We start from the raw sequence: 24,240 nt of genomic DNA on the forward strand, positions 1-24,240 counted from the left end.
AGGCGAAAATAACGTGATCGAAATCGGGCGGATTACGGCCCGGCTAGTTAATGATGTGTGGCGAGGGCCAGCCGATAAACGGCTGGCTTTATTGAGCTAATAGACGCGGATCGAGGAGACGGCATCGTTCAGATAGCGTCCCAGCACCGGTTCGCTCTTGATGATGCGGGTGCAATAGGACTGGAAATCGGCGTCGCGGCAGACGGCAGCGGAGACATGGCCCTCTACGGTCACCGAGGAGAAGCGATTATCGAGGTGGGACAGCAACAGGTCGTTGTAGACATTGCCGGAGGTCATGCAGACCGAGGCGCCGGTATAGTTGCGGCCTTCGAAGAAGCAGATTTGGCCGGGGCCGCCATGGCCATAGTTCAGGCGCGGGCCACTCAGCGGGCCGGCCGAGGACAGACCGAAGCTCAGCTTGGAGATCTGGGCCCAGCCGCGTTCATGGCCTTGGCCAACCACGCACCACCGCACGGTGCAGCGATAGACCAGGATGGCCTGGTCGGCGGCGATGGCGCCGACAACGTCATAAGGGCCGCCGGGACCTTGGCGTAGGGTCAGGTCCTGAGTGCTCCAGGCGGGCGTGCCGTATCCGGGACCTTCGGCCATTGCGGGTGCCACTGCGAACAGCAGGACCAAAGGCGCAATAAGTGCAAGCAGGATTTGGCGCGTGCGCAGTACCATGAATAAAGGCTCCCAGGATCGGCGTAAGATGGCGCGATAGTAGCGCGGGCGGTTGCCACATCCAAGCCGCAATTACCAAAGGCAAACAAAAAGCGCCACCCCCAGGGGGCGGCGCTTGATGTGGCGTTAGAGCATTTTAGCGAATGCGGACCGAATACACGTCGCCGAAGCTGCTGAGGGAGGAGGCGCTGGTGGTGTAGGTGCGGCAATCGCGGAAGTTGCGATCGGCGCAGACCTGGACGCTCAAGCCGTCCTCATTTTCCATCGACTGGAAGGTGCCAGCCATGCGGCCAAGGTCGCGGACGCTGTCGCCCGACTGGTAGCATTCGCTGTTCCCGCGGAAGCGGCTGCGATCGTAGAAGCAGACTTCGGCATCCTGATAGACGGGAGGACGCGTGCCCGGGCCATTGCCGGGGAAGTTGTCACCGGGGCGCGGGCCGGGGCCGTTACCATTGCCGGGGAAGCCGGGGAATGGACCGTTATTGCCGGGGAATGGACCGTTATTGCCGGGGAAGGGGCCATTATTGCCCGGACGGGGGCCGGGGCCGTTATTGCCGTTGCCGACACCGATATTGATGTTGGGACCGCCGGGGCCGCCGACGGAGAAGCCGAAGGACACGCCCGGATTGCTCGGATTGACGGGGCGGCCACCGGCGCTGAGGTATTGGGCGGAAACCCAGCCGGAGATGCGACGGCCTTCGACATAGCAGAAGCCAGAGTCACAGCGCTGCACATCGACCTGCGTGCCGCTCGGCACGGCGGTGACAACGGCGTAGTTGGTACCGGGGCCGGAACGCACATTGACGTTGGAGGTAATGACGCCCGGCGCTGCCTGGGTTGCGGGGAGGAAGGTGAGTGCGGCAGCGGCGGCCACGGCAAAGCCGGTGGCAAGGTTCAGCAGCATTCTGCGAGTTTGGCGGTTCATCAAGGCGCTCCATGGATGGGCTTAGTCGGCGTGCCCAGGAATCGGGCACGCGGAAGATTAGGTGGGATGTTGTGCTAGGAACGGGGCGCCGGTGCAAAGGGTTCCTGCACCGGCCAATTGCCGGGCCGCCGGTCGGCAGCCCTGAACTCAGTAGACCTCGAGCGAGGAGACGCGGCGGTCGATCTGGCTGGGCAGGCGCGACTGGCTGGAGCGCAGGGTGGCGCAGGCGCCTTCCATATCCTCGTCGCGGCACAGATCGACGCGGGCGCGGCCAAAGATTTCAACCGAGCGGATTTCATTGTCCCAATCGTCCGGCAGATAGGCGTAGCTCTGGCCACGATCGACGCAGAAGCTGTCGCCCCGGAAATTGGTGCTGCTATAGAAGCAGGCCTGGGCGCGCTGCGAGGGCTGGGGGCGCGGCGGACGCGGCTGCTGCTGCGGCGGGAATGGGCCTGGATTGTCGTTGCCGAAGCCGAAATCGAAATTGAAGCTGGGGCCGTTATTGTTGCCGCCATTGTTCCCGTTATTGCCGGGCCGTGGCGGCTGGCTGCCGGAATCGACGCCGATAGTGGGGGTGGGGATGATGCCCTTGAAGGTGATGAAGTCCTTGCCGATCCAGCCGGTCAGACCGCCGCCCGATACCTTGCACCACACGCCGTTGCAGCCAATTATATCAAGCTGCTGCGATGCGCCAATGGTGCCGAGAAATGCAGCGCCGGAATTGGGCTCGGACAGAACCTGGGCATCCTGGCGGGTGACGCCGGGCGTGGCAAAAGCCGGAGTGGCGAGGGCGATCAGGGACATCGCGGCGGCGAAGGCGGCAATGGCAAGGCGGAAGGTGGGCATGAGGGGCTCCCGATGGCGATCGCAATGGCGACCTGATGACGTTTGAGCATGAACAGGCTGAACGCGACCTGAACGGATTCGTTCAGCATTATGGCCATTCAAGGGAGGCAGGCTCAGAGACTGCTTGGAAATTCCATTCTGGCGGTCTTCTGCGGTGGTATTTGCAGCGCGGACCTTCGGGTGCTCATGGGCTGGAGTACGGTGCGCTCTGGTCCTCGAAACCCACCTCACTCACCAAGCAAGTTTTCAAACGGCTTCTCAGGCTTCGATCTTGCGCTTCATGCCGTGATCGTCGAGGGCGACGTAGACGAAGCGGGCTTCGGTGACCTTGACGCGATCCCCAAGGCGATTGCGGCGGGCCCAGGCCTCCATGCTGACAGTGATGGACGTGGTGCCGACACGCTCGACGGTGGTGTAGACGCAGAGCACGTCGCCGACCTTGACGGGCGAGATGAAGGTCATGCCCTCGACCGCCACGGTGACGGTGCGGCCCTTGGTGCGCTCGTGCGCCGCGATTGAGCCGGCAATATCCATCTGGCTCATCACCCAGCCGCCGAAAATGTCGCCGGCCGGATTGGTATCGGCGGGCATGGCCAGGGTGCGGATGGTGAGGTCGCCCTTGGGTTCGGTGGCCGAGCGGTCCATGATCAGGGTCCTTTGACTGGCCAACGGCCGACAGCTTCTTCCCAGTGCCGGCGGCAAAGGGACAGGTAGACGGATTTCTCGATGGAAACCTGGTTGCCATCGGTCAGTACGCGGCCATCCATGCCCTGGCGCACCACCATGGTGGCCTTGGCGCCGCAGGAGCAGATGGTGCGAATTTCTCGCAGGACATCGGCAATGGCAAGCAGTTCGGAGGAGCCGGGAAACAGTTTGCCCTGAAAATCGGTGCGCAGGCCGAAGCACATGACCGGTATCTTGAGCCGGTCACTGACGCGCGCGAGTTGCCAGACCTGGTCATGGGTGAGGAATTGAGCCTCATCGACGAAGACGCAATCGACCTTGGCTTCGTCCTGGTGATCGCGAATCTTCTGATAGAGGTCGTCGCCATCGCCATAGAGTTCTGCGGCTTCGGAAATGCCCAGGCGCGAACTGATGAGACCGACGTCGCCTTCGGCATAGAGGGCGGAGGTGAACAGCAGGGGGCGCATACCGCTTTCGCGGTAATTATAGGCAGCCTGCAGCAACAGGGTGGACTTGCCCGCATTCATTGCCGCGTAGGAAAAATAGAGTTTGGCCATGGACCGCGCGTCAGGGAATTGATCAGCGCTCGTTGTGCCGCAGCGGCGGGGTTTGCGCGAGGGCAAACGCGATTGGTCCACATAAAAAGCGGCCGCCCCGAAAGGCGGCCCAGATGCCGATTAGGGTCGGCCGAGCTAGGCTGGCGGCCCAAGCTCTCTAAGATGCCCGGTGCGGCGTTGGGGAAACGCGGGGCCGGGCGGTTCGGGCCGAATGGGGTAAGGCCGGAACGAGACCAGCCTATGAGCGGGGCATGACAGGGCAATGACGGGCATGTGACTGTGGACAGGCTGGTGGAACCGCCTTGTTCAGCGGGCATTCAGCTTGGTGACGGCAGGCTGAACCGATCGGTGGCTTTGCGTTCAGGAGATTTCCATGCGGGGTTTTGGTAAGGCGATCGTCGCGGTGGGACTGGTGGTGGCAAGCGTGGCGCCTGCTTTGGCGTCGCCCAATGGGGTGTGGGAACTGGAGACGCGCGATACGCGCATCCAGCTGCAGCTTTGCGGCGATGGCACCAAGCTGTGCGGCACGCTGGTCTGGCTGTCCGACGCCGATTACAACAAGCAGTATCAGCGCTATCTGAATACGCCGGTGACGACCGGCATGGCGCAGGCGGGCGAGGGCAAGTGGAAGGGCAAGCTCCGGCTGCTCGGATACGACATGTCCGGCAGCATCACCCAGCAGAGCGAGAATCAGATGACGCTTTCAGGGTGCGCGTTCGTGGTCGTGTGCAAGACCTACCAGATGTATCGGCACGACAAGTGAGGGTCCGTCGTGCCCTTTGCGGTGCCGTGGCAGTGGCCGTTTTGGCGATCGCGCCGGCGGCCTTTGCGGCATCGCCGGTGGGCACTTGGGAAATCGAGATGCGCGACTCGCGCTACCGGGTGGAGCTGTGCGGCGACGGCACGCAGCTGTGCGGCACGCTGATCTGGCTGGGCAATGGCGCCGACAACGCGGAGAACCTGCCCTATCTCAACACGCTGCTGATCGACCATGCGCAGGCAACGGGGCCGAACGAGTGGAAGGGCGACCTACACCTGTTCGGGCAATCGGCGGGCGGGACGATCACCCAGGTGGGCGACGATGAGATTGAGCTGAGAGGCTGCGTGGCGCTGGTGATCTGCAAGACCTATCGGCTCTTTCGTTATGCGGAATGACCCTCGGGTGCGGGTGTTCGGCGCGCGTTGAGCGCGGGGACGATCTCGACCAGTAATATGGCGACCAGGATCAGCGCGGCGCCGGCATAGCCGATGGCGGGGAGGCGCTCGCCGAGCAGCAGGGCACCGCCGAGCGCGGCGAACAGGCTTTCGGATGACAGGATGATCGCCGCGTTGGCGGGCGGCACATATTGCTGGCCGACGGCCTGAAAGGTGAAGGCAATGGCGGTGGAGAAAATGCCCGCATAGGCGATTTCCATCCAGCCATTCATGATGCCGTCGAAACTGGGTGTTTCGAGGATGAAGGCAAGGACTAGGCCCACGGCACCGGCGGCGAGGAAACTGACGCACGAAATCAGGATGGGCTGGCCGGTGGTGCGCGCGATATGGCCGAGCATCAGCACGTGGCAGGCCCAGAACAGGGCGCTGATGATGATCCAGAGGTCGCCGCCATTGAGGCGATCGAGCCCTCCGCCATTGAGATAGTAGATGCCGATCAGCGCCATGGGCATGCCGACCCAGACGATCGGGTGGGGCCAGGTGCGAAAGGCGATCAGCGCAATGGCGGGGACGAACAGCACATAGAGGCTGGTGAGAAAGCCGCCATTGGTGACAGTGGTGGTGAGCAGGCCCACCTGTTGCAGCCAGGAGCCGATGAAGAAGGCCAGCGACATGAGGCCGATGAACAGCCAGTTGTTGCGCGTCAGATGGACGGCCTGGCGGCGGCGCTCGAACAGGGCGACGGGCAGGATGACGAGACCGCCAAGCAGGTAGCGCAGGCCGATAAAGGTCAGCGGGCCCATGGATTGCATGGCCGATTTCTGCACCACGAAAGCGAAGCCCCAGAGCATGGTGCAGAACAGGAGCAGGGCAATGGCGGCGGGACGGGGCATGGGGACTTTCGGGTGGTTTGATGAGAGCGCTGGGAGGGCAGACACCCTCACCCGGCGCTGCGCGCCACCTTCTCCCCGACGGGGAGAAGAATAGAAAGGCAGCGACCTCTCATGTTTCCTCGGGGAGAGGGTGGCCGAGCGAAGCGGAGGCCGGGTGAGGGTGTCTTTACTTCAGCTCGGCATCCAGCGCGGCGATGAGCTGGGTGATTTCCTCGGGCGTGGTGTAGTGCACAAATGACAGGCGCAGGACGCCGTGACTGGGGTCGATGCCGAGGGCCTCGAGCAGGCGATAGGCGTAGAAGTGGCCGCCGCCGGCCATGATGCCGTGCTTGGCGAGGCGCGCGGCGACGGCGGCGCCGGGTTCGTCAAGCGCGATGGCGATGGTGGGGGCGCGTAGGGCGGGATCGTCGGGGCCGATGAGGCGGACGGAATTCTTGCCGCGCAGATAATCGAGCAGGGGCGTCGCTAGGGCGATTTCCTGGGCGCGCATGGCGTGGTGGGCGCGGCGGAAGGGATTTTCGCCGGGGGCATTGTCACCGGCGATGGTGGCGACGGCCTCCAGATAATCGACGATGCCGGAGGCGGCGGCGATCTGGGCGTGGTCGGGGCCGGCGGGGGTCAGGCGGTAGCGCGGCTTGTCGTCGTTGAAGAAGTGGCCCTGGTTGGGAAGGTCCATAGCCAGCGAGGGGCGGACGGCCATAATGCCCTGATGGGGGCCGTAAACCTTGTAGGCGGAGAAAATATAGATATCGACGCCGAGCGCGGCGAGGTCCGGCAGGCTGTGCGGGGCGTAGCTGACGCCGTCGATGACGGTGACGGCGCCGATGGATTTGGCACGAGCGGCGATTTCGGCGACCGGGTTGATTTCACCGGCGACATTAGAGCAATGGGTCGCGGCGATGAGGCGAACTTTGGCGTCGAGCAGGGTGTCGAGTGTGGCGAGGGACAGGCGGCCGGTCTGGGGATCGACTTGCCATTCGCGCACCTCGATGCCGCGCGCGGCGAGGCGGCGCCAATTGCCCGAATTGGCCTCGTGGTCCTGATTGGTGACGACGATGGCGTCGCCGGGCTTGAGCCAGGCGCCGAAGGCATTGGCCAGCACATAGGTGTTCGCGGAGGCGGAGGGGCCGAAATGGATCCAGTCGGCGCTCACGTTGAGCGCCTGGGCTAGCCGGGTGAAGCTGAGGTCCATCGCCGCGCCGGCTTCCTGGGATGCAGGGTAATGGCCATAGGGCTGCACCTTGGTGGCGCGGACATAGTGGTCGAGCTTGTCCATCACCTGGCGCGACATATAGGAGCCCCCGGCATTTTCGAAGAAGGCCTGGCCTTGCAGGGAGGGTTCGGCAAAAGCGGGGAAATGCGCGCGAATGCGGGCCGGGTCGAGGGGCAGGGCGGTCATGGGGTGATCCAGTCAGCGGGGTGGCCGATTGGTAGATCATCAAAGAGGCCGGTGCAACACAGGGACAGGCCCTGGCTCGGCTGAGCCAGGGCCTGCAGGGCGCCAGGGTATCGTGGGGGCAGACCCCGGTGCCGGAGACGGTCCGCTATCTGAGGGTGAGGCAGCGGACCGAACTGGATAGGGTCTTTTAGCTCTTGAGCGGCGCCGTCTCGGCGGCGGGGGCCGGAGGTGCGCCGGGGGCGTCAAGCTGGCCGGGCATTGGACGCTTGCCATGGTGGCCCATCGGGCCTTGTCCCTGCTGGCCCATCGGGCCCTGATGACGCTGGCCCTGCCAGCCGGTCCGCTGCTCATGCTGGGGCATCAGCTTGGCCTTCTGCTCATCGGTGAGGCTGGTGATGAAGGCCTGGAACGACGGCTGGACGGCAGTCAGTGCCGCGACATGGGCCTGTTCGAGCGCGATGCGCTGATCGAGACGGGCGACGATATCGGGGCGCTGGCGGGGGGTGCCGGCGGCCGGTGCTTCGGGGCGGTTGGCCTCGATGACCTTGGTGAAATCGGCCTGGGCTGCGACCGCGGCGGTCTTGAAGCCTTCGAGCAGGCTCTTCTGCGCGTCGGTCAGATCGATGGCGTGTGTGAGGCGAACCAGCGCAATTTCGAGCCGTTCACTGTCGCGACCGAAAGAGAGCAGGCCGCCAAGGCCCGCGCCATCGCAACCCGGACGCATGTTATTGCCGTGGTTGTTGCCCTGGTTATTGCCGCCCCAGCCGGGATGCTGCATGTGCTGCTGGATGCGCGGCTGGGCTTGCTGGGCCATTGCGGGGGCTGCGGCGGCGAGGCCGACACTGACTGTCATCAATGCCACAATGGCGGTCGTGGAGATCGTCTTCATGGGTTTGTCCTTTGCATGGGAGCCGTTTGGAGCGGCGTGAGGACAATCTAGACTGCGCTACCTGTGCGCGACCTTGCGAGGGGATGAACACTTGGACAGACTGGTAATGTTCAGGCCGGAAAGGATTGAATGTGATCGATATTGTTAACGATCCGTTGCCGACGGACGCGGCGCTGAGTGCCCTGTGGCTGGCGGCGTGGGGCGATGCCGGGCCGGCCAGTTTCCAGCCGATCCTGCAGCGCAGCCTGGCGCATGTCGGGGCATATGACGGCGAGCGACTGGTGGGCTTTGTCAATGTCGCCTGGGATGGCGGCATTCATGCCTTCATCCTCGATACTTGCGTGGACCCGGCTTATCGGCGGCAGGGCCTCGCAACACGGCTGGTGCAGGCGGCGACCGAGGCGGCGCGGGCGCGCGGGGCACAATGGCTGCATGTCGATTTCGAGCCGCATCTGACCGCGTTTTATCGCGGTTGCGGGTTTGCCGAGACGGCGGCGGGACTGATCGCGCTGGGTTGAGGCAGTGCGTGGTCAGGCCGTGGGAGGAGACTTCTTGCCGCGTGATGGTGCGGGGGCTGCCGGCTTGCGGCCGAGGCCGTTGCTTTTTGCCAGGGTCGAGCGGACTGCCGCATAGCTGGGGGCAACCATGGGATAATCGTCCGGCAGGCCCCATTTGGCGCGATAATCATCCGGCGTCATCTGGAAATGCGTCATCAGGTGGCGCTTGAGGGATTTGAACTTCTTGCCGTCTTCCAGGCAGATGATGAAATCGGGCGTTACCGATTTTTTGATGGCGACGGCGGGTTTAAGCTCGGGCGCCGCCTCGACGGGAGCCGCCGCGCCAAGCGTTTTGAGGGCCGCGTGGACACTGGAAATCAGCGTTGGAAGATCGTGGGTGCTGATGGAATTGTGACTGACATAGGCGCTGACGATTTCGCCCGTGAACACTACTAGATCGCTGGCAGCGTTGGCTGTTTCGTCGCTCGTCATCAAATCGGACCCTGAACTATGTGCGGCTGCCCCTACGAATAGCGGATTTATCGGGGCTGTCCATCGAAACTTTAGTCCCGCTAAAATGTCAACTTGCGCCGATTATTTCTGGCCAATCTTTACCTTCAGGGCATCCGAGGGTGAGTCGGACGGCGGCGATGGTCAAGGGCCGCGCGCCTCAGGAGGCGATGTATTCCCGCAGGGCGTTGGCCTCCTGTTCGACCTCTTCGATCTTGAACTTCACCACGTCGCCGATGGAGATGATGCCCACCAGGGTATCGCCATCAACGATGGGCATGTGGCGGATGCGGAAATTGGTCATGCGCTCCATGACCTCGTCGATGGGGGTTACCAGCGTGCCGGTGACGACGCCGCGCACCATGCAATCGGCAATGCGCAGGTTCAACGTGTTGGCCGGATCGGCGCCGAGGCGGCGCACGATATCGCGTTCCGACAGGATGCCGATGATGGAGCCGCCGGTAGCGGTGATGACCACGGCGCCGATATTGTGCCGGTTGAGCAGGGCGACGGCATCGGCCAGGGTGCCGGTTTCGGGCAGGGTGTGCACCAGCACGCCCTTGGTTTGAAGGATATTTTCGACAAGCATCGTTGGGTCCTCCTCATTGCGGTGATTGCGCGGTTTTTCGCAAAGTGTGCGCCCGAGGGAGGGGCAGGGCAATAGGGAGAACGTCTGAGAGAAATTCTACTCTGGCGGCCACCTGCCGCGGTATTCTGCGCTTCCGGTGCTCACGTACCCAAACGTACGCTGCGCTCTGGTTTTCGAAAACCGCAGCAACTGACTCACCAGAGCGAATTTCTAAACAGTCTCGGCGAATCGAAAAAAAGGGCCGGCGCGAGGCCGACCCAGGGGGACGTCAGTCGGGAAGTGTGGAGGTCAGCCCTCGCCGTTACCGGGGGTCCAGTTGAGGCGAGAGGCTCGGCGGGGTGTGGAGTCCACCGGCAAGGCGCCGCGCATCGCAACGCGCGTCACTTCGAACAGCAATGCCAAAACGAGCAGGGTCAGCGGAATCATAAACACCGCAACCTGGGTGTCCGCATTTTGCGCCAGGCTGGATGCCGTTGCGGGCGTTATGCCCGCCGCCAGCGCTGCGGCCGCGCCCACACCAACGAGGGCCGTGGAGACGATCGCGTAGAGCCTGAAACTTTTCCGCTTGGGAGACGTAGATTTGTGCATGGGATCGGCGTCTTTGCTCATGGTGGCAATGACGATGAGTAGACCGTGCGAATGCGCGCAGAGTTTGGGTCGATCTGGGTCAAGCGCGTACCATTTGACGGCAGAACTGTGGCGCCGGGCATGATGCCCGAGAGGGCCGCGAGGCAATTGGAGGCTGGAATGCGCATCTTAATGGCATTGGCTTTGCTCGTCGCGTTGGTCTTTCCCGCGCAGGCCCAAGAGACTGACGCACCGTGGCAGGCGTCGGTGACCGGGCAGATCGAGGCGTTTCGTGCCGGCGATGGCGTGGCGGCGTTGGATTTTGCCGCGGCCGGGTTTAAAGCGCAGTTCACCGATCCGAACGTGTTCATCAAGGCGATTGCGGCATCGGGCTATGGGCCAATCGTAGCGTCGCGCTCGCATAGCTTTGGGGATTTCACCAAGGTCAGCGACACTGTCGTGATGCAGGTGGTCAAGTTCGTCGGGCCCGACCAGGGGCTGTATGAGGCGCTGTATCAGTTGGTGGATGAGCCCGATGTGGGCTGGCGGGTGCAGGGCGTGGTGCTGAAGAAAGAAGCCGGGATCGGCGTCTAGGTCCGTCGATCTTTAGGTCCGTCGATCTTCAGGTGATGCCGGTCTGCGAACGATGGTTATCTGCGCTCCGGTGCTCACGTACCGAAGTACGTTCCGCTCCGGTTCTCGATAACCACCGTTCTCGACTCGGCCTGACCTGAAGCTCGACGAACCTAGGCTTGGTGCGGAGGAAGGGCTGCGGCTCATATTTCACGACTGCGTGGCGCAATCGGACGTGACGGGGTGGTGACGGACCAGGCGCTGGCGCAGGGTGGAGGCCAAGGTGAGGACGTTGAGGACGGGCTCGCCGCGGTGGGGTTTGGTGTACGGCGTCGCCGGCACGTCGACGGCATGTGGGTTGCACGGGTCGCCCCAGATTTCGGTGTAGAGGCGCTTGGAGAAGTAGCTGGTGGGGATGAAGGTCATCATCTTATGCTCCTGGGTTGGATCGGTTCAATTTGTCGGCGCATGATCTCTTGGATCGGTTCAAATCTACGCCTCTATCAGCCGGAGTCAAGCAGATTTTGAACCGGTACAATTTTTGTGCTAGGAACGGGGTTTAGCGGCGTAAGGCGGGTTGATGGCGACGAAGGCGACGGTAAAACTGGCGGATGTGGCGCGGGAGGCGGGGGTGTCCAAGGGCACTGCGTCCAATGTGTTCAGCCGGCCCGAAGTGGTCCGCGACGAGGTGCGCGAGCATGTGCTGGCGACGGCCAAGGCCATGGGTTATGGCGGGCCCAGCGTGCAGGGGCGGTTGCTGCGGGCGGGCAAGGTCAATGCTATCGGCGTCGCTGCCGTCGAGCCGATGGCGTATTTTTTCGAGGATCCCTGGGCGCGGGCGCTGATGGCCGAGATATCGGCGGTGTGCGACGCCAGCGGCACCGGCATGGCGCTGGTGTCGGCCAAGAACCAGCAGAAGCTGGTGTGGAACATCCAGAGCGCATTGGTGGATGGGTTCATCCTGCTCTGCGTCGAGGGCGGCGAGAAGTTGGTGGAATTGACGCGGGAACGGCATCTGCCGTTCGTGGCGCTGGCGCTGGGCGTCGATGACAAGTCCATTCCCACCATCGGCATCGACAATATTGAGGGGGCCAGCATGGCGGCGCGGCATCTGGCGGAACTCGGGCATCGGCGCTTTGCGGTGCTGGGGACAGAGTTTTCCGAGGGCGGCGCGGGGCTGTTGACGGACGGGCAGGTGCGGGGCGCCACGTTTTCCACGTCGCGTGACCGGGCCATTGGGTATTGGCGGACGCTGGCGGAATTTGGCGTGGCGCCGGAGTCCGTGCCGGTTTACGAGACCCAGGATGTGGCCAGCATAAGAACCGCAGTCGCGGCGATTTTTGCGGCGCCCGAGCCGCCGACGGCGATCCTGGCGATGTCGGATCGGGTGGCGCTGGTGGCGATGGAATGGCTGGCCGAGCAGGGGCTGCGCGTGCCGGAGGATGTGTCGATCGTGGGGTTCGATGGCGTCAAGGAGGCGGAACTGTCTGAGCCGCCGCTGACGACGATCGTGCAGCCACTTGCCGAAATTGCGCGGCAGGCGGTGCAGGCGATTTTGCAGGACGCCGTGCCGGCGCAGCGCCGGAGTATTCCGCTGACGATCGCGGTGCGCGCGAGTACGGGCAAGCCCAAGGCTTAGGCTTGCCCGGCGGGCGTTGAGCCTCTATCAATCCTCGCGATTTCCGGGAGGGTTTTTGCATGGGTTTCCTGTCCGAGGCTTTGGGTCGCGTGGCGCCGTCGGCGACGATCGCGATCAGCCAGAAGGCGCGCGACATGGCCGCGGCCGGGCGCGACGTGATCGCGCTTAGCGCAGGGGAGCCCGACTTCGACACGCCGCTGCATGTGCGCGAGGCGGCTATCCGCGCCATGAACGAGGGCAAGACGCGCTATACCAATGTCGACGGCATTCCCGAACTCAAGGAAGCGGTGGCGGCCAAGTTCCGGCGCGACAACGGGCTGAATGTAACGTCAGCGGATTGTTTCGTGTCTTCGGGCGGCAAGCAGATCATCTTCAACGCCTTCATGGCGACGCTCAATCCGGGCGATGAAGTGATCGTGCCCGTGCCCTATTGGGTGAGTTATCCCGAAATCGTGCGGCTGTGCGGGGCGGAGCCGGTGTTTGCGGTGGCCGATGCCTCAAGCGGGTTCAAGCTGAGGCCCGAAGTGCTGGAGGCGGCGATCACGCCCGCGACCAAGTGGCTGATCCTCAATACGCCATCCAACCCGACAGGTGCGGCCTATACGGCGGCCGAGCTGCGCGGGTTGGCCGATGTGCTGCTGCGGCATCCTCAGGTGCATATCCTGACCGACGATATCTATGAAGTGCTGGTCTATGATGGGGGCACCTTCACCACCATTGCGGGAGTCGAGCCGGCCTTGCAGCCGCGCACGCTGACCATGAATGGCGTTTCCAAGTCGCATGCGATGACGGGCTGGCGCATTGGCTATTGCACCGGGCCGCGGCAATTGCTGGCAGCGATGACCAAGCTGCAGGGCCAGTCGACCAGTTGCCCGACATCGATCTCGCAATGGGCGGCGGTCGAGGCACTGAACGGGCCGCAGGGTTTCCTGGCGGATTGGCGCAAGGTGTTCCAGGGGCGACGCGATCTGGTGGTGGCGGGGCTCAATGCCAATACGGGGCTGGATTGCCTAACGCCCGAGGGGGCGTTTTATGTGTTCCCGTCGTGCCAGCGGCTGCTGGGCAAGACGTCGGCCGGTGGCACGAAACTGGTGACCGACGAGGATTTCGTGCTGGCGCTGCTGGAGGAAACTGGCGTGGCGCTGGTGCATGGCACCGCCTTCGGGCTGCCGGGGCATTTCCGGCTGAGCTATGCGGCGGCCAATAGCGAACTGGAAGATGCGGTGGCGCGCATCCAGGGGTTTTGCGCGGGGATTGCGTAGGCCGTCGTTTTGCTGAGACGATGAGCAATGACTGCCGGTTGGCGGGGCGGTCGGGGGACGGTGCCTAATGACGTCATACTGGAAGACTGTGGTGCCGCTGTATCTTTCGCTTGTCGTCAGCTTTGCGCTGCCGATTGTGGAAGCGTTGGCGGTCGAAAAGATCGACATCGTGTTCCTGGCCTATCTGGGACTGGTGATCCCGCTGGCGGTTATCATTTCGACATCCGCCCGGATCTACGCACAAAGCGATGTGTTCTCGCACGGTTTTGCGCCGGACCAAGACGGCGTTGCGGCGACGGTGAGGACCGCCATCGTGTCGCTGGCGGTTTATGTTCCGGCCATGATGTGGCTGCACTTCGTGGCGCCGTGGCCGCAGGAGCGCCCGCTGTGGTCGCTGCTGCTCAGCGTCTTCCTGTTTTCGTCGGTGCTGCAGGCGCCGCGCATGGTGGCGCAGGCCATGTCGACGGGCGGCCGTACATCGCGAACGGTGCTGGTGTCCTCGGTGATCATGGTAGTCAGCGCGGCGTTGCTGAACACCGCAATCGTGCTGCTGGTGCGCGACGCCGATACCGGCATTGCGCTGAGCATTGCGGCCAACATCGTGTCCGTATCGGCGGCCAGCGGCTACGTCTGGGTCAAGGTATTTGCCGGTAGCGAAACCCGAGGTGTGCTGGCAAGGGCGCTCAGGGGATTTGATATCCGTAACCTGAAAACGCTGGCCTTCGCGGTCATCGAGTCGCTGTCGTATAATGCGTTCTTCTATGTGTTCGCGACAGCGCTGCTGGCGATCAGCGTCGACAGCGCGGCCAAATTCAACTTCATCAGTAGCCTCTGCCTGATCGCCGTGGCGTGGCGGCTGACATTCTCGATCATTCTGCAGTCCGCCTTCAGCAAACCGCTGGGCGTGAGCGAGCACTATCGGTTGTTCATTAAAATGGTTGGAGCGGGGCTCGCCCATGTGGTGCCATCGCTGGCGCTGATCTGGCTGTTCATCACCACAATGACCGACATTCAGGACTTCCAGAGTGAGTTTGCGGCCCTGTCGGCGATCATGTTGCTGGGGACGTTCAACCAGATTGCGCTGGCCGGATTGCGAGCAAAGAACGCCATGGGGCGCATGGCCATGCTGTCAGTGTTGAGCAACGTGGTTGGGGGCAGCGTCATCCTGTGGTGGGGGGGCGATGCCGCCCTGGCGGGATTGCTGATCGTGGCGGTGTGCGATGAATTGTTCAGGACGACGATGAGTACGCTGATGCTCTATCGCGTGGTGGCGCGGCCGGCCCCGGTCCTCGTGCAGACGCCAGGCTAGCGGCGGTTCCCCTCAGGGTGACAAGGGATCATGCGGCCCAGGGCGGGGTGAAGGGCGTTTGGCCCGGCAGGATAGCCTGACCGCCGACGGGGAAGACGGCGACGGCGGTGAACGGCGTGTCGCCCGGATTGTCCAGGCCGAAATCGGTGTGCGGCGGCACGATCAGGGTGTCGCCCGGGGACAGGGTAAGCACCGCGTCGCCAAGCCGGATGCTGGCGGTGCCGGAGAGGCAGACGAAGATTTCCTCGCGGGTCAGTTGATGGGTGGCGCCTACGCTGCCCGGAGCGAGGGAGAGTGTCCAGACGGCGGTGTCGCTGGCGCCGCGCGTCGGCGAGGCCAGTCCGGTGAAGGTGACGCCCGGAATGGTGAATTGCGGGGCGCTGGCGGCGGTGATCAGGGGCATGGGGGTTCCTCGTGGCGTGGGCGCGTGCGACTGTGCAAGTGCAGCGCATTGTGATATCGTCAAGCAACTTGACTACATGGACTCAGTAAATTGGTCAAGCAGCTTGACGAAAAAGCCACATCAGACCTGATCGATCACGTTGGCTGGCGGCTGTGGCGGCTGAGCCGGCAGTGGAAGGACGAGTTCGAGGCGGCCATGACCGCGGCCGGCCACGGCTGGATGACGCAGGCGCAGGGGGCGGTGGTCGGGCAATTGCGCGCTGACGGCGTGCCGCAGGCCGAATTGGCGCAGAAGCTGGGCGTGTCCAAGCAGGCGGTGCAGCAGTTCGTCGATGCCCTGGAGGCGGATGGCTTTGTGGTGCGCGCCGTCGATCCGGCGGACAAACGAGGCCGTATCGTGCAGCTTACGGCCAAGGGCGCGCAGGCGCTGGACGATGGCAATCGCATCAAGCGAGCGATCGAGGCGCGTTATCGCGAAGCCGTTGGTGAGGCGCGGTTTGACAGTTTTATGGCGGTGCTGGATGAGCTGTTTGAGGACAGCTCATCCCTGTGATGGCGCTACTTGCTGAACCAGCTCGTGAAGTTGGTGGCGTTGCCCGATGAGGCGTCGCCGAACATCTGGGTGAGTTTTGAGGTTGTGGCGAAGCTGTTGACGGCCGCTTGGTAAAATTGGTCGCTCCAGCCCAGAGCCTGGCGTTCTTCGGCGCTCAAGGACGAATAGATGCCGATAACGTTCTGGCTGAAGGCCGTGGGGTCGCTGCTCTTGGCAGCGTTCTGGTAGCCGGCGATCAGGGCAGCACCGCCCTTGCTGCGCAGGATCGCATTGGCGGCGGTGACTTCCTCGCCCGAAAACTCGTCGTCCTGGTTGAGGACGATGGCCGACAGCGAGCGGGAATCGAAGGTCGACAGATCGATGAACGTGCCAACCTTGGTGTTCTTGTTGAAGGTCGGCACTTTGCCGTTGGCGAGCGCCGCATCGTATTTCTTGTCGATGGCGACGCGCACGTCGCTGGCCACGTCCTTGATGTCGCGCGGGCCGGACGCTCCGCCGGCCTCTTTGAGGGCTAGATAGAGCGCCACTGGATCGTCGTCACCCGCATCGGGCTTGGTCTTGGGAGCGGTGGCCAATTGCTTGAGGCCGTCGGTCAGGGCGGCGCGGGCGGCGACCGATTTGGGATCGGCGCGTTCCTCGGGGCCGAGACTATCGAGATAGGCGGCGGCCGCCTGGTAGAGGCCGGTATAGTTGCCGGTGACCTTGGTGATGGCGGCGGGGCCGGCCAGGGCCGAATCGAAGCGGCGCTGCATTTCGAGGCCGGCGGCTTTCTTCTCGTCGTCGGTGAAGGCCGCTTTATCGGTGCTGTTGGCCATGGCGTAGATCTCGCGGGCATCGAGGCTACTCATGTCCAGGGCCAGCTTGCCGCCTTGCAGCGGCGTGGTGCGCTTGGCGTCGGTCAGCAACGCGGTCATCTTCTGGCGCGCCTCGGTCAGGACCGTGGCCAGATTTTTGGTTTCGAGCGCGGCCTTGGCGGCGGCGGAGAATTCCACGCTGGTGGCGGGGGTGTCGTCCATGGCGGCGGGCGTGACGGCGGCAGTGGTGCTGGCGGTCTTGCTGGCGATCGCGGCCGCTGTCGAACTGGTATAGGCCGTGGCGGAATAGGCGGTGGTGAGGGCGACCATGACGGGGCTCCTGGCAAGGTTAACCAAACCTATGCAAGCAACGTGCCGCCCCGAAACCCCCGTAAATCCAGGGATTTGTCAGATGCGGACGCGCATCAGGCGGCAAAAACTGCCGGAGCGGCGGCAAGAATGACTGGAAATGAAAAGACCCCGCCCGAGGGGATGGGCAGGGCCTAGGGGTCTTAGGCCGAAGCCTCTGACCTTGGAGATGCGGTCCCCACGAAGACCGCGTTCCGCTGACTATCTGCCCGCCGGGTTTCATACACAAACGCACAATGGGCAAGCCAGCCATGCAAAATTGGCGATACCAGAAAACATAGAGGCAAAAAAAGAGGCTCCATCCGAGGATGGAGCCTGATGATAGGGCCGAAGCCAAATCGAAAGTAATGGCCCTGCGCAAGGGAGGAGGATATGCGCCGGACCGGGTGGGCCTAAGCCGAGGGAGGAGGATACGACTTAAACCCGGTGTCGCGTAAAGCCGGTCCGAGGGAGGAGGATACGGAGGGCTTCGCAGCGACAGGTGTATGTATATATTTTGACCGGATGGTCAGCAATGCAGATGCTGACATGTCAGCCATGCATCCCACACAGCGACAAGTTGTCAAAGGCTCGATCTTCAGGTGATGCCGGTCTGCAAACAGCAATGTTCTGTGCTTCCGGTGCTCACGTACTTGAACGTACGCTCCGCTCCGGTTCTCAAACATTGCTGTTCTCGACTCGGCCTGACCTGAAGCTCTTCGCCTTTGCTGCGTTCAACCCGAAGGAAGAATGAAAAAAAGGCCCCATCCGAGGATGGGGCCTGACGATCGGCTGAGCCGATCAAAAGTGGGGCAGAGAGCAAGGGAGGAGGATATGCGCTCTGCCGTTGAACCTGGATCGAGGGAGGAGGATACGATCCAAATTCGGTGTCGCGATACAGAAGACCGAGGGAGGAGGATACGGTGTTCGTCTCAGCGACAATGTGAATATGCGCTTTGCGACATGAATGCACAATTAACAAGCTGACATGCGTGCCATGCGCGTAACGCAGGCATTTGCCCAAGGTCTGGGCAAAAAATATGGCCCCGCTCGAGGGGAGAGCGAGGCCATATCGATGCGAAGCAAGCCTCGCAAGGAGGGAACGCAGCAGGGGCAAGGGAGGAAGGCCCCGCTGTGTTCGGGCGGTATAAGCCTGTGCAGCATGCCTCACAATTAGGCAGGGCGTATGCCAGCCATGCGCAAGGCGCGGGTTAGCGGGAATTGTCGTTTGAAATCAACGCGGCGATAGCCCTGGAAGAGCGGGGTAGACTATTGGCTGATAAGGGTTGCGGAGAGAATTTGCCCTGACGAGTGCAGTGGGATGCTGTGATTGCTCTTAACTGGCGTGATTTCGTTCGTTTGTCGCGGGGGTTGGCAATGGTTCACGCGAGCGGCGATTGCGCCGAATTGATTCGTTAAGGCTTTATCAATCCTGATCAGAAAAAGCGGCGGACAGGGCGGTAGTAAAGGTCTGCCCATCGAGCTGCTCTATGTCATCGAGCTGGTAGAAGCGGTCGGTGCCGGTGGTCTGCTTGAGCTGCAGTGTGTCGGTATAGTTGGCTGATGGCTCGGCCTTGAAGCTGTAGTTGATCTCGACGCTGGCGGCGGTGGCGTCATCGCTCAGCGTGACGGCGCCTACGGTGCAGCTATCGGCGGTGTCTGGATAGCTGCGCCAGGGCAGGCCATCGCCGAGCGGCGGTTTGTCGCCGGGATGTTGGCTCTCGAACTGCGCATTGCGGGTTTCGGCGATCGTGATGGCTTCGACGAGTTCCGGCGTCAGCAAGCCGGCCTCGATCTGGCTCATGTCATCGGCGAGGGTGCTGATGCAGAAGATGTCGCCGACCTGATCGGGGGTGAAGGTCAGCGTTTCGGCCTGGGCGGTGGTGAGGCTGATGGCGAGCAGGAGGGCGGCGAGTGTCGTCGGCAGGTTCATGATCGGCCCCGGATGCGTGTGCTACCGCGGATATGACGCGTGGCGGCTGAACCGGCGCTGAATGCGCCTAGTCCTGCGCCTCGAAGGCGGCAATGGCGGCGGGCAATTCGCCGAGATGGGCGATGCGGGCGTACCGGGGATTGGCGACGGGTTCGTCGGCATGTTCGAACGACCATGTCAGGTCGTGCGGCACATGGACGGCGAAGGCGCCAGTGGCGAGCGCGGGCCGGACGTCGGATTTGAGCGAATTGCCGACCATCAGGGTGTGGTCAGGGCCATCGGCCTGCTGGGTGAAGATGCGGCGGTAGATGGCCTCGGTCTTGTCGGAGACGATCTCGACTGCGGCGAAATACTCGGCAAGGCCGGAGGCGGCGAGTTTGCGCTCCTGGTCGAACAGGTCGCCTTTGGTGACGAGAATCAGGCGGTAGCGGTCCTGGAGTTCGCCCAGGGCCTGGTCGACATAGGGCAGGGTCTCGACTGGGTGGGTCAGCAATTCGCGGCCGGCGGCGAGGATTTCGGCGATGACCGTGCCGGGCACGCGATGCTCGGTCACCTCGAGGGCGGTTTCGATCATCGATAGGGTGAAGCCCTTGATGCCGAAGCCGTAGGTGGCAAGGTTGCGCACTTCGGCGGCCAGCAGGCGCTCGCTGAGGCCGTTGGGATCGGCGTGATCCTTAAGCAGGGCGGTGAAGCGCTGCTCGGTCAGGCGGAAGAACTGCTCGTTCTGCCAGAGGGTATCGTCGGCGTCGAAGGCGATGGTGGTGATCGATGGCATCTGGGAGCCGGCTAGAAGCTCCACTCGCGGGCTTTGCCGACGAGGAAGTCGCGGAAGACGCCGACGCGCTTGGAGTTTTTAAGGGCCGGCGGATACACGAAGTAAGCCTCGTATTCGGGAATGGTGATTTCGGAGAGGACCTGGACCAGGCCGTCTTCCTTTTCGGTCACATAGGCCGGCAGCATGGCGATGCCGATGCCGGCGCGGGCGGCCTGCATCATGCCATAGACGGCGTTGACCTTCAGCGCGGCACGGCGCGGGCTGTTGTCGGCGCGGCCGACGCGTTCGAGGAAGTTGATGTCACCCAGATAGGAGGGCACCGGCTCGCCGAAGCTGATGATACGGTGATTATCGAGATCCTCGATATTCTTGGGCATGCCATATTCGGTGATGTAGCTCTGCGAAGTGTAGAAATAATTGTGCACGGTGAACAGCTTGCGCTGGATCATCTCGGACTGGTTGGGCCGGTGCAGGCGGATGGCCACGTCGGCCTCGCGCATGGCCAGATCGAGTTCACCGTCGTTGAGGCGGATTTCGAGCTGGATCAGCGGATAGAGCTTGAGGAATTCGTCGAGCCGCGAGGACAGCCAGGTCGAGCCGATACCCACGGTGGTGGTGACGATGAGCGGGCCGGTGGGGACGTCCTGACTTTCGGACATCTGGGTTTCCACCTGCTGCAACTCCCAGTGCATGCGATGGGCGGTGCGGAACAATTGCTCGCCCACCTCGGTCAGCACCAGGCCGCGCGCATGGCGGATGAAGAGCTTGAGCCCCAGGTCATCTTCGAGCGCTGAGATCTGCCGGCTTACCGCCGACTGGCTCATGCCCAGCTTTTCAGCGGCATGGGTGAAACTACCCGACTCGGCGGCGGTATGGAAAATCCGGAGCTTGTCCCAGTCGAGCATTTCTTTTTGACGCCTTCTTTTTTACTTGGCAGGCTACTCCGCAGCCTCGGCCAGCTCATGTTCTGCCAGATATCGTTCGGCGTCGAGCGCGGCCATGCAGCCCATGCCCGCCGCGGTGACGGCCTGACGATAGATATTGTCAGTGACGTCGCCAGCGGCGAAAACGCCCGGGATATTGGTTTCACAGGTGCCCGGCTTGACCTGAAGGTAGCCTCCCGCCTTCATGTCGAGCTTACCAGCAAAGATCGATGTGGCCGGAACATGGCCGATAGCGACGAATACGCCATCGATTTTTTGTTCGTAGGTGCGGCCGGTCGACAGGTCTCGCAGGGTGATGGCATTGACCGATGGCGGCATGGCCGAGCCGCCGATTTCGGCGACCTCGGTATTCCAGCGTACTTCGATCTTGGGGTTCTTGAACAGGCGATCCTGCAGGATGCGTTCGGCCCGGAACTCGCCGCGACGATGCACGACGATGACCTTGCTGGCGAAATTGGTGAGGAACAGCGCCTCTTCGACCGCGGTATTGCCGCCGCCGACCACGACCACTTCCTTGTTGCGATAGAAGAAGCCGTCACAGGTGGCGCAGGCGGAAACGCCAAAACCCTGGAACTTCTGCTCGCTCGGCAGGCCCAGCCATTTGGCCTGGGCGCCGGTGGCGATGATGATGGAGTCAGCGGTGTAGATATCCCCGCTATCCCCGGTGAGCACGAAGGGGCGGCGGTCGAAATCGATCGACACGATCAGGTCGCTGACCATGCGGGTGCCCACATGAATGGCCTGTGCCTTCATCTGGTCCATCAGCCAGGGGCCCTGAACCACATCAGCAAAGCCGGGATAGTTTTCGACATCGGTGGTGATGGTGAGCTGGCCACCGGGCTGCATGCCCTGGATCATCACGGGCTCAAGCATAGCACGCGCCGCGTAGATGGCGGCGGTGTAGCCGGCAGGGCCGGACCCGATGATGATGACTTTCGCGTGCATCGACGCTCTCCGAATTTCCACGAAAAACTCCCTCGGCCCTAGATTAGGGGCGCGAGGGTCATAGTTTCAAGGCCAAGTGTTTGCCCGCGACATCGCGGACGGCGCTATACACCGAAATGTCACAGCCTTAGTGAGCGAATGCTCAACAAACAGGCATCAGACATACCGTATCTTGATGATTTCATAGCTGCGGGCACCACCGGGAGCGGAGACTTCGAACGAATCGCCCTCGGACTTGCCGATCATCGCCTTGGCGATGGGCGAGGAAATCGAGATGCGGCCATCGCTGGCATTGGCTTCGCTATCGCCGACGACCTGATAGGTCTTCTCGTCCTCGGTGTCCTCATCGACATAGGTCACGGTGGCGCCGAACTTGACGGAAGTCCCGCTCAGCTTGGTGACGTCGATGATATCGGCCAGCGCCAGCAGCGATTCCAGCTCCTGGATGCGGCCTTCATTGAGGCTCTGCTGTTCCTTGGCGGCCGAATATTCGGCGTTTTCCGACAGGTCCCCATGCGCGCGCGCTTCGGAGATCGCCTCGACAATGCGGCGGCGCTCGGTGGCGGTGCGGTGCTCATATTCGACGCTCAGGGCCTTGTGGCCACCGATCGTCATTGGGATCTTGTCCATTCTATTTGCCTCCAAAGGCACGGCAACAATATTTCTTCCTGCCAGGTCCGTTCGGCATCCGACAGGATTGGGTGTTTCAGGAGATAGTCTCAAACTGCCCGCCAACCGTGTTGCGGTCAAGCCGGTGTCCGCTTGGGAGATAGGGCTCTCCACATGCGGTTGCAAGCTTTAGGGATATTCGCCGCAAAAGGCCAGTGGGGTGCAGGTTTTGGCGTGGAGCCATTATTTCAGAAACGAAAAAGGCGCGGCCTCCCAACCGCGCCTTCTCAAATCTATGCCGGTCGGCTTACGAAGCGACCAGATTGTCCGCTGCGGACTTGCCGGTGCGCTTGTCCTTGACGATTTCGTAAGTGATCTTCTGGCCTTCGTCGAGCCCGTTCAGGCCCGAACGCTGGACCGCGGAGATGTGGACGAACACGTCCGCCCCGCCTTCGTCAGGTTGAATGAAGCCAAACCCCTTTTGGCCGTTAAACCATTTTACGGTGCCGGTTGCCATGATGCGCGTTCCCTCGTGCAGTCGCTGATCTAAGCAGTCCCGGTCACAATGACCGTGACTTGGTTGATATCGAAATATCGGAAAGTGACGTCAGCATGCGCGAATGGTGTTCGCATAAACAGATCGGTCGGCCGCAATATTCGATGGCGCGCAGCCTAGCGCGAAAAAATGGCGTGTTCAATATGTCTTAACACATGACAAAACACCCGGCTGACTCAGGGGTCAACCAGGGCGCGAACCGATCTCGTCAAATATAGACACCAGACCCGAGAAGGGGCCGGCGCCGACGCGCGGGGTCCAGGCGAAGCGGGAAAACTGCCTGCGCCAAGGGCGTCGCATCCATAACCGCCATAGATGGCAACGGCATGAACGTGGCCACAATATCCCAGCGCGCCAGCAAATGCACTGCCGCCAATGTCGCAGGGCAAATAGATCGTTCGTCCCCGTTGCAATTGGCGCGGCTTTGCGGCACTCCGCTGGGCTCCGGCGATCAGCCGGACTGCTGGAACCAGCACTTGCGCAAAACCTCCTATTCTTCGGGCGACGTGATCGCCGACCGCCGTGCCGACTATGCCAAGAGTTATGCCGCAGACGGGGATTTTGGCGCCGCCGGCGAAGTCATGGCGCAGGCGCTGGAACTGGCCCCCAACTGGGCCGCCGGCTGGGACCTGCTGGGTGGCTATCATGAGCGGGCCGGCAATATCGCCCATGCGCTTTCGGCGTGGCGACATCTGGAAGCGCTGGATGACGATGGCGAATTCGGCGCGCGGCTGAAGCTGGCGGCGCATGGGGCATCGAGCGCCGATGCCGGCACGGCAGTCAGCTATGTCGAGGCACTGTTCGATCAATATGCGCCCAAGTTCGAAGCGGCGCTGGTCGACCGGCTGGGCTATCAGGTGCCCGACCTGCTCGACGGCTTGCTGGTCGATGCGATGGCGGAACTAGGGTTGTTGCGGTTCGCCGATGCGCTCGATCTCGGATGCGGCACCGGGCTGATGGGCGTGCGGCTGCGGGGCCGGACGGACCTGCTCGAGGGTATCGATCTGTCCGCGGCGATGGTGGCCGAGACTGCGCGCAAGGGCATTTATGATCGGCTGGAAAAGGCCGAACTGGTGGAGTATCTCGGCCGGCGGGTGGCAAAGGCCGATCTGGTGACGGCCGCCGACGTGTTCATCTATTGCGGGGCGCTGCCGCCGGTGCTGGAAGCGGTGGTGCCAGTGATGACTGCGGGTGGGCTGCTGGCGTTTTCGCTGGAGGCCCATGACGGCGAGGAGGCGGTATTTTTGCGCCCATCGCTGCGCTATGCCCATGGGGTGGCGGCGACGCGGCAGGCGCTGGAGGATGCGGGGTTGCAGATTTTGCGGTTCGAGCGGGCGACCCTGCGGCAGGACGCTGGCGCGCCGATCACTGGCATGCTGATTGTGGCGCGCAAGCCCGACTGA

At 62.7% G+C, this 24,240-nt stretch carries 29 protein-coding genes; 9 read left to right on the plus strand and 20 right to left on the minus strand.

Annotated features, from left to right (window positions below):
• Nucleotides 1-96 precede the first annotated feature (96 nt).
• From JWP26_RS21510 to JWP26_RS21530, 5 genes are all read right to left on the minus strand, one after another.
• Nucleotides 97-684: a peptidase inhibitor family I36 protein gene (locus tag JWP26_RS21510; protein WP_299732840.1), complete on the minus strand. Its 588-nt coding sequence runs from the start codon at nt 682-684 to the stop codon at nt 97-99.
• Nucleotides 685-820: 136 nt separating this feature from the next.
• Nucleotides 821-1,609 carry an SH3 domain-containing protein gene (locus JWP26_RS21515; protein WP_299732843.1) on the minus strand — a complete coding sequence of 263 codons (789 nt, stop codon included), beginning with the start codon at nt 1,607-1,609 and terminating at the stop codon, nt 821-823.
• A gap of 147 nt (nt 1,610-1,756) precedes the next feature.
• Complete coding sequence (locus tag JWP26_RS21520) at nt 1,757-2,455, minus strand: SH3 domain-containing protein (RefSeq protein ID WP_299732845.1); 699 nt, start codon at nt 2,453-2,455, stop codon at nt 1,757-1,759.
• A 258-nt stretch (nt 2,456-2,713) separates the two neighbouring features.
• Entirely contained in the window at nt 2,714-3,100 is a 387-nt protein-coding gene (locus JWP26_RS21525; protein ID WP_299732847.1) for an acyl-CoA thioesterase, read from the minus strand.
• 2 nt (nt 3,101-3,102) lie between these two features.
• Nucleotides 3,103-3,696 carry a thymidine kinase gene (locus JWP26_RS21530; protein WP_299732849.1) on the minus strand — a complete coding sequence of 198 codons (594 nt, stop codon included), beginning with the start codon at nt 3,694-3,696 and terminating at the stop codon, nt 3,103-3,105.
• Nucleotides 3,697-4,069: 373 nt separating this feature from the next.
• Between JWP26_RS21530 and JWP26_RS21535 the strand changes: the two genes are divergently transcribed.
• The gene (locus JWP26_RS21535; RefSeq protein ID WP_299732851.1) at nt 4,070-4,459 is read left to right on the plus strand and encodes a DUF2147 domain-containing protein; all 390 of its coding nucleotides are present in this window, start codon (nt 4,070-4,072) and stop codon (nt 4,457-4,459) included.
• Between the two features lie 32 nt (nt 4,460-4,491).
• On the plus strand, nt 4,492-4,851 hold the full coding sequence (locus JWP26_RS21540; protein ID WP_299732853.1) for a DUF2147 domain-containing protein: 360 nt from the start codon (nt 4,492-4,494) through the stop codon (nt 4,849-4,851).
• Here the strand turns inward: JWP26_RS21540 and JWP26_RS21545 are convergent.
• The 3 genes from JWP26_RS21545 to JWP26_RS21555 all read right to left on the minus strand — a co-directional run bounded on the left by JWP26_RS21545 (nt 4,839) and on the right by JWP26_RS21555 (nt 8,032).
• Nucleotides 4,839-5,744 carry a DMT family transporter gene (locus JWP26_RS21545; protein WP_299732856.1) on the minus strand — a complete coding sequence of 302 codons (906 nt, stop codon included), beginning with the start codon at nt 5,742-5,744 and terminating at the stop codon, nt 4,839-4,841. The two genes, JWP26_RS21540 and JWP26_RS21545, sit on opposite strands and share 13 nt — an antisense overlap.
• A gap of 166 nt (nt 5,745-5,910) precedes the next feature.
• Nucleotides 5,911-7,143 carry an aminotransferase class V-fold PLP-dependent enzyme gene (locus JWP26_RS21550; RefSeq protein ID WP_299732859.1) on the minus strand — a complete coding sequence of 411 codons (1,233 nt, stop codon included), beginning with the start codon at nt 7,141-7,143 and terminating at the stop codon, nt 5,911-5,913.
• 187 nt (nt 7,144-7,330) lie between these two features.
• Nucleotides 7,331-8,032: a Spy/CpxP family protein refolding chaperone gene (locus JWP26_RS21555; RefSeq protein ID WP_299732862.1), complete on the minus strand. Its 702-nt coding sequence runs from the start codon at nt 8,030-8,032 to the stop codon at nt 7,331-7,333.
• A 131-nt stretch (nt 8,033-8,163) separates the two neighbouring features.
• On the opposite strand from JWP26_RS21555, the gene JWP26_RS21560 reads away from it, so the two are divergent.
• Nucleotides 8,164-8,550 carry a GNAT family N-acetyltransferase gene (locus JWP26_RS21560; protein ID WP_299732865.1) on the plus strand — a complete coding sequence of 129 codons (387 nt, stop codon included), beginning with the start codon at nt 8,164-8,166 and terminating at the stop codon, nt 8,548-8,550.
• A 12-nt stretch (nt 8,551-8,562) separates the two neighbouring features.
• Here the strand turns inward: JWP26_RS21560 and JWP26_RS21565 are convergent, their stop codons facing one another.
• From JWP26_RS21565 to JWP26_RS21575, 3 genes are all read right to left on the minus strand, one after another.
• Entirely contained in the window at nt 8,563-9,021 is a 459-nt protein-coding gene (locus JWP26_RS21565) for a MucR family transcriptional regulator (protein WP_299732868.1), read from the minus strand.
• 178 nt (nt 9,022-9,199) lie between these two features.
• Complete coding sequence (locus JWP26_RS21570) at nt 9,200-9,628, minus strand: CBS domain-containing protein (RefSeq protein ID WP_299732871.1); 429 nt, start codon at nt 9,626-9,628, stop codon at nt 9,200-9,202.
• Nucleotides 9,629-9,916: 288 nt separating this feature from the next.
• Nucleotides 9,917-10,216, minus strand: coding sequence for a hypothetical protein (locus tag JWP26_RS21575; protein WP_299732874.1), 300 nt, complete (start codon nt 10,214-10,216; stop codon nt 9,917-9,919).
• Between the two features lie 159 nt (nt 10,217-10,375).
• Here JWP26_RS21575 and JWP26_RS21580 point away from each other — a divergent pair, with 159 nt between their 5' ends.
• A complete protein-coding gene (locus tag JWP26_RS21580) occupies nt 10,376-10,789 on the plus strand; it encodes a DUF4864 domain-containing protein (protein WP_299732878.1) in 414 nt (137 codons plus the stop codon).
• A 189-nt stretch (nt 10,790-10,978) separates the two neighbouring features.
• Here JWP26_RS21580 and JWP26_RS21585 read toward each other — a convergent pair whose 3' ends face one another.
• On the minus strand, nt 10,979-11,197 hold the full coding sequence (locus JWP26_RS21585) for a hypothetical protein (RefSeq protein ID WP_299732881.1): 219 nt from the start codon (nt 11,195-11,197) through the stop codon (nt 10,979-10,981).
• A gap of 151 nt (nt 11,198-11,348) precedes the next feature.
• On the opposite strand from JWP26_RS21585, the gene JWP26_RS21590 reads away from it, so the two are divergent.
• From JWP26_RS21590 to JWP26_RS21600, 3 genes are all read left to right on the plus strand, one after another.
• Nucleotides 11,349-12,407, plus strand: a complete 1,059-nt coding sequence (locus JWP26_RS21590) for a LacI family DNA-binding transcriptional regulator (RefSeq protein ID WP_299732884.1) — start codon at nt 11,349-11,351, stop codon at nt 12,405-12,407.
• 59 nt (nt 12,408-12,466) lie between these two features.
• Nucleotides 12,467-13,669, plus strand: coding sequence for a pyridoxal phosphate-dependent aminotransferase (locus JWP26_RS21595; RefSeq protein WP_299732888.1), 1,203 nt, complete (start codon nt 12,467-12,469; stop codon nt 13,667-13,669).
• A gap of 67 nt (nt 13,670-13,736) precedes the next feature.
• A complete protein-coding gene (locus JWP26_RS21600; RefSeq protein WP_299732890.1) occupies nt 13,737-14,978 on the plus strand; it encodes a hypothetical protein in 1,242 nt (413 codons plus the stop codon).
• A gap of 28 nt (nt 14,979-15,006) precedes the next feature.
• On the opposite strand, the gene JWP26_RS21605 is transcribed toward JWP26_RS21600, so the two are convergent.
• The gene (locus JWP26_RS21605) at nt 15,007-15,381 is read right to left on the minus strand and encodes a cupin domain-containing protein (RefSeq protein ID WP_299732893.1); all 375 of its coding nucleotides are present in this window, start codon (nt 15,379-15,381) and stop codon (nt 15,007-15,009) included.
• 90 nt (nt 15,382-15,471) lie between these two features.
• On the opposite strand from JWP26_RS21605, the gene JWP26_RS21610 reads away from it, so the two are divergent.
• Entirely contained in the window at nt 15,472-15,933 is a 462-nt protein-coding gene (locus JWP26_RS21610) for a MarR family transcriptional regulator (RefSeq protein ID WP_299732896.1), read from the plus strand.
• A gap of 5 nt (nt 15,934-15,938) precedes the next feature.
• Here the strand turns inward: JWP26_RS21610 and JWP26_RS21615 are convergent, their stop codons facing one another.
• The 7 genes from JWP26_RS21615 to JWP26_RS21645 all read right to left on the minus strand — a co-directional run bounded on the left by JWP26_RS21615 (nt 15,939) and on the right by JWP26_RS21645 (nt 22,798).
• The gene (locus JWP26_RS21615) at nt 15,939-17,057 is read right to left on the minus strand and encodes a hypothetical protein (RefSeq protein WP_299732899.1); all 1,119 of its coding nucleotides are present in this window, start codon (nt 17,055-17,057) and stop codon (nt 15,939-15,941) included.
• Nucleotides 17,058-18,501: 1,444 nt separating this feature from the next.
• Entirely contained in the window at nt 18,502-19,008 is a 507-nt protein-coding gene (locus JWP26_RS21620) for a hypothetical protein (RefSeq protein WP_299732902.1), read from the minus strand.
• A 67-nt stretch (nt 19,009-19,075) separates the two neighbouring features.
• Nucleotides 19,076-19,783 carry an HAD family hydrolase gene (locus JWP26_RS21625; RefSeq protein WP_299732905.1) on the minus strand — a complete coding sequence of 236 codons (708 nt, stop codon included), beginning with the start codon at nt 19,781-19,783 and terminating at the stop codon, nt 19,076-19,078.
• An 11-nt stretch (nt 19,784-19,794) separates the two neighbouring features.
• Nucleotides 19,795-20,688 carry a LysR family transcriptional regulator gene (locus JWP26_RS21630; RefSeq protein WP_299732908.1) on the minus strand — a complete coding sequence of 298 codons (894 nt, stop codon included), beginning with the start codon at nt 20,686-20,688 and terminating at the stop codon, nt 19,795-19,797.
• 33 nt (nt 20,689-20,721) lie between these two features.
• Nucleotides 20,722-21,672: a thioredoxin-disulfide reductase gene (gene trxB / locus JWP26_RS21635; RefSeq protein ID WP_299732911.1), complete on the minus strand. Its 951-nt coding sequence runs from the start codon at nt 21,670-21,672 to the stop codon at nt 20,722-20,724.
• Between the two features lie 156 nt (nt 21,673-21,828).
• Nucleotides 21,829-22,302, minus strand: a complete 474-nt coding sequence (gene greA / locus JWP26_RS21640; RefSeq protein ID WP_299732914.1) for a transcription elongation factor GreA — start codon at nt 22,300-22,302, stop codon at nt 21,829-21,831.
• A 286-nt stretch (nt 22,303-22,588) separates the two neighbouring features.
• Nucleotides 22,589-22,798 (minus strand): cold-shock protein, encoded by a 210-nt coding sequence (locus JWP26_RS21645; protein ID WP_061910660.1) that lies wholly within the window; start codon nt 22,796-22,798, stop codon nt 22,589-22,591.
• A gap of 365 nt (nt 22,799-23,163) precedes the next feature.
• On the opposite strand from JWP26_RS21645, the gene JWP26_RS21650 reads away from it, so the two are divergent.
• Nucleotides 23,164-24,240 (plus strand): methyltransferase, encoded by a 1,077-nt coding sequence (locus JWP26_RS21650; RefSeq protein WP_299732920.1) that lies wholly within the window; start codon nt 23,164-23,166, stop codon nt 24,238-24,240.

It is taken from the genome of Devosia sp., assembly GCF_028290435.1.
In the GTDB taxonomy this organism is placed as follows: Bacteria; Pseudomonadota; Alphaproteobacteria; order Rhizobiales; family Devosiaceae; genus Devosia.

Coding starts and splice junctions, on each gene's coding strand:
- JWP26_RS21510 (WP_299732840.1), bottom strand. CDS start 684: ATGGTACTGCGCACGCGCCAAATCCTGCTTGCACTTATTGCGCCTTTG.
- JWP26_RS21515 (WP_299732843.1), bottom strand. CDS start 1,609: ATGAACCGCCAAACTCGCAGAATGCTGCTGAACCTTGCCACCGGCTTT.
- JWP26_RS21520 (WP_299732845.1), bottom strand. CDS start 2,455: ATGCCCACCTTCCGCCTTGCCATTGCCGCCTTCGCCGCCGCGATGTCC.
- JWP26_RS21525 (WP_299732847.1), bottom strand. CDS start 3,100: ATGGACCGCTCGGCCACCGAACCCAAGGGCGACCTCACCATCCGCACC.
- JWP26_RS21530 (WP_299732849.1), bottom strand. CDS start 3,696: ATGGCCAAACTCTATTTTTCCTACGCGGCAATGAATGCGGGCAAGTCC.
- JWP26_RS21535 (WP_299732851.1), top strand. CDS start 4,070: ATGCGGGGTTTTGGTAAGGCGATCGTCGCGGTGGGACTGGTGGTGGCA.
- JWP26_RS21545 (WP_299732856.1), bottom strand. CDS start 5,744: ATGCCCCGTCCCGCCGCCATTGCCCTGCTCCTGTTCTGCACCATGCTC.
- JWP26_RS21550 (WP_299732859.1), bottom strand. CDS start 7,143: ATGACCGCCCTGCCCCTCGACCCGGCCCGCATTCGCGCGCATTTCCCC.
- JWP26_RS21555 (WP_299732862.1), bottom strand. CDS start 8,032: ATGAAGACGATCTCCACGACCGCCATTGTGGCATTGATGACAGTCAGT.
- JWP26_RS21565 (WP_299732868.1), bottom strand. CDS start 9,021: ATGACGAGCGACGAAACAGCCAACGCTGCCAGCGATCTAGTAGTGTTC.
- JWP26_RS21570 (WP_299732871.1), bottom strand. CDS start 9,628: ATGCTTGTCGAAAATATCCTTCAAACCAAGGGCGTGCTGGTGCACACC.
- JWP26_RS21575 (WP_299732874.1), bottom strand. CDS start 10,216: ATGCACAAATCTACGTCTCCCAAGCGGAAAAGTTTCAGGCTCTACGCG.
- JWP26_RS21580 (WP_299732878.1), top strand. CDS start 10,376: ATGCGCATCTTAATGGCATTGGCTTTGCTCGTCGCGTTGGTCTTTCCC.
- JWP26_RS21585 (WP_299732881.1), bottom strand. CDS start 11,197: ATGATGACCTTCATCCCCACCAGCTACTTCTCCAAGCGCCTCTACACC.
- JWP26_RS21590 (WP_299732884.1), top strand. CDS start 11,349: ATGGCGACGAAGGCGACGGTAAAACTGGCGGATGTGGCGCGGGAGGCG.
- JWP26_RS21595 (WP_299732888.1), top strand. CDS start 12,467: ATGGGTTTCCTGTCCGAGGCTTTGGGTCGCGTGGCGCCGTCGGCGACG.
- JWP26_RS21600 (WP_299732890.1), top strand. CDS start 13,737: ATGACGTCATACTGGAAGACTGTGGTGCCGCTGTATCTTTCGCTTGTC.
- JWP26_RS21605 (WP_299732893.1), bottom strand. CDS start 15,381: ATGCCCCTGATCACCGCCGCCAGCGCCCCGCAATTCACCATTCCGGGC.
- JWP26_RS21615 (WP_299732899.1), bottom strand. CDS start 17,057: ATGGTCGCCCTCACCACCGCCTATTCCGCCACGGCCTATACCAGTTCG.
- JWP26_RS21620 (WP_299732902.1), bottom strand. CDS start 19,008: ATGAACCTGCCGACGACACTCGCCGCCCTCCTGCTCGCCATCAGCCTC.
- JWP26_RS21625 (WP_299732905.1), bottom strand. CDS start 19,783: ATGCCATCGATCACCACCATCGCCTTCGACGCCGACGATACCCTCTGG.
- JWP26_RS21630 (WP_299732908.1), bottom strand. CDS start 20,688: ATGCTCGACTGGGACAAGCTCCGGATTTTCCATACCGCCGCCGAGTCG.
- trxB (WP_299732911.1), bottom strand. CDS start 21,672: ATGCACGCGAAAGTCATCATCATCGGGTCCGGCCCTGCCGGCTACACC.
- greA (WP_299732914.1), bottom strand. CDS start 22,302: ATGGACAAGATCCCAATGACGATCGGTGGCCACAAGGCCCTGAGCGTC.
- JWP26_RS21645 (WP_061910660.1), bottom strand. CDS start 22,798: ATGGCAACCGGCACCGTAAAATGGTTTAACGGCCAAAAGGGGTTTGGC.
- JWP26_RS21650 (WP_299732920.1), top strand. CDS start 23,164: ATGAACGTGGCCACAATATCCCAGCGCGCCAGCAAATGCACTGCCGCC.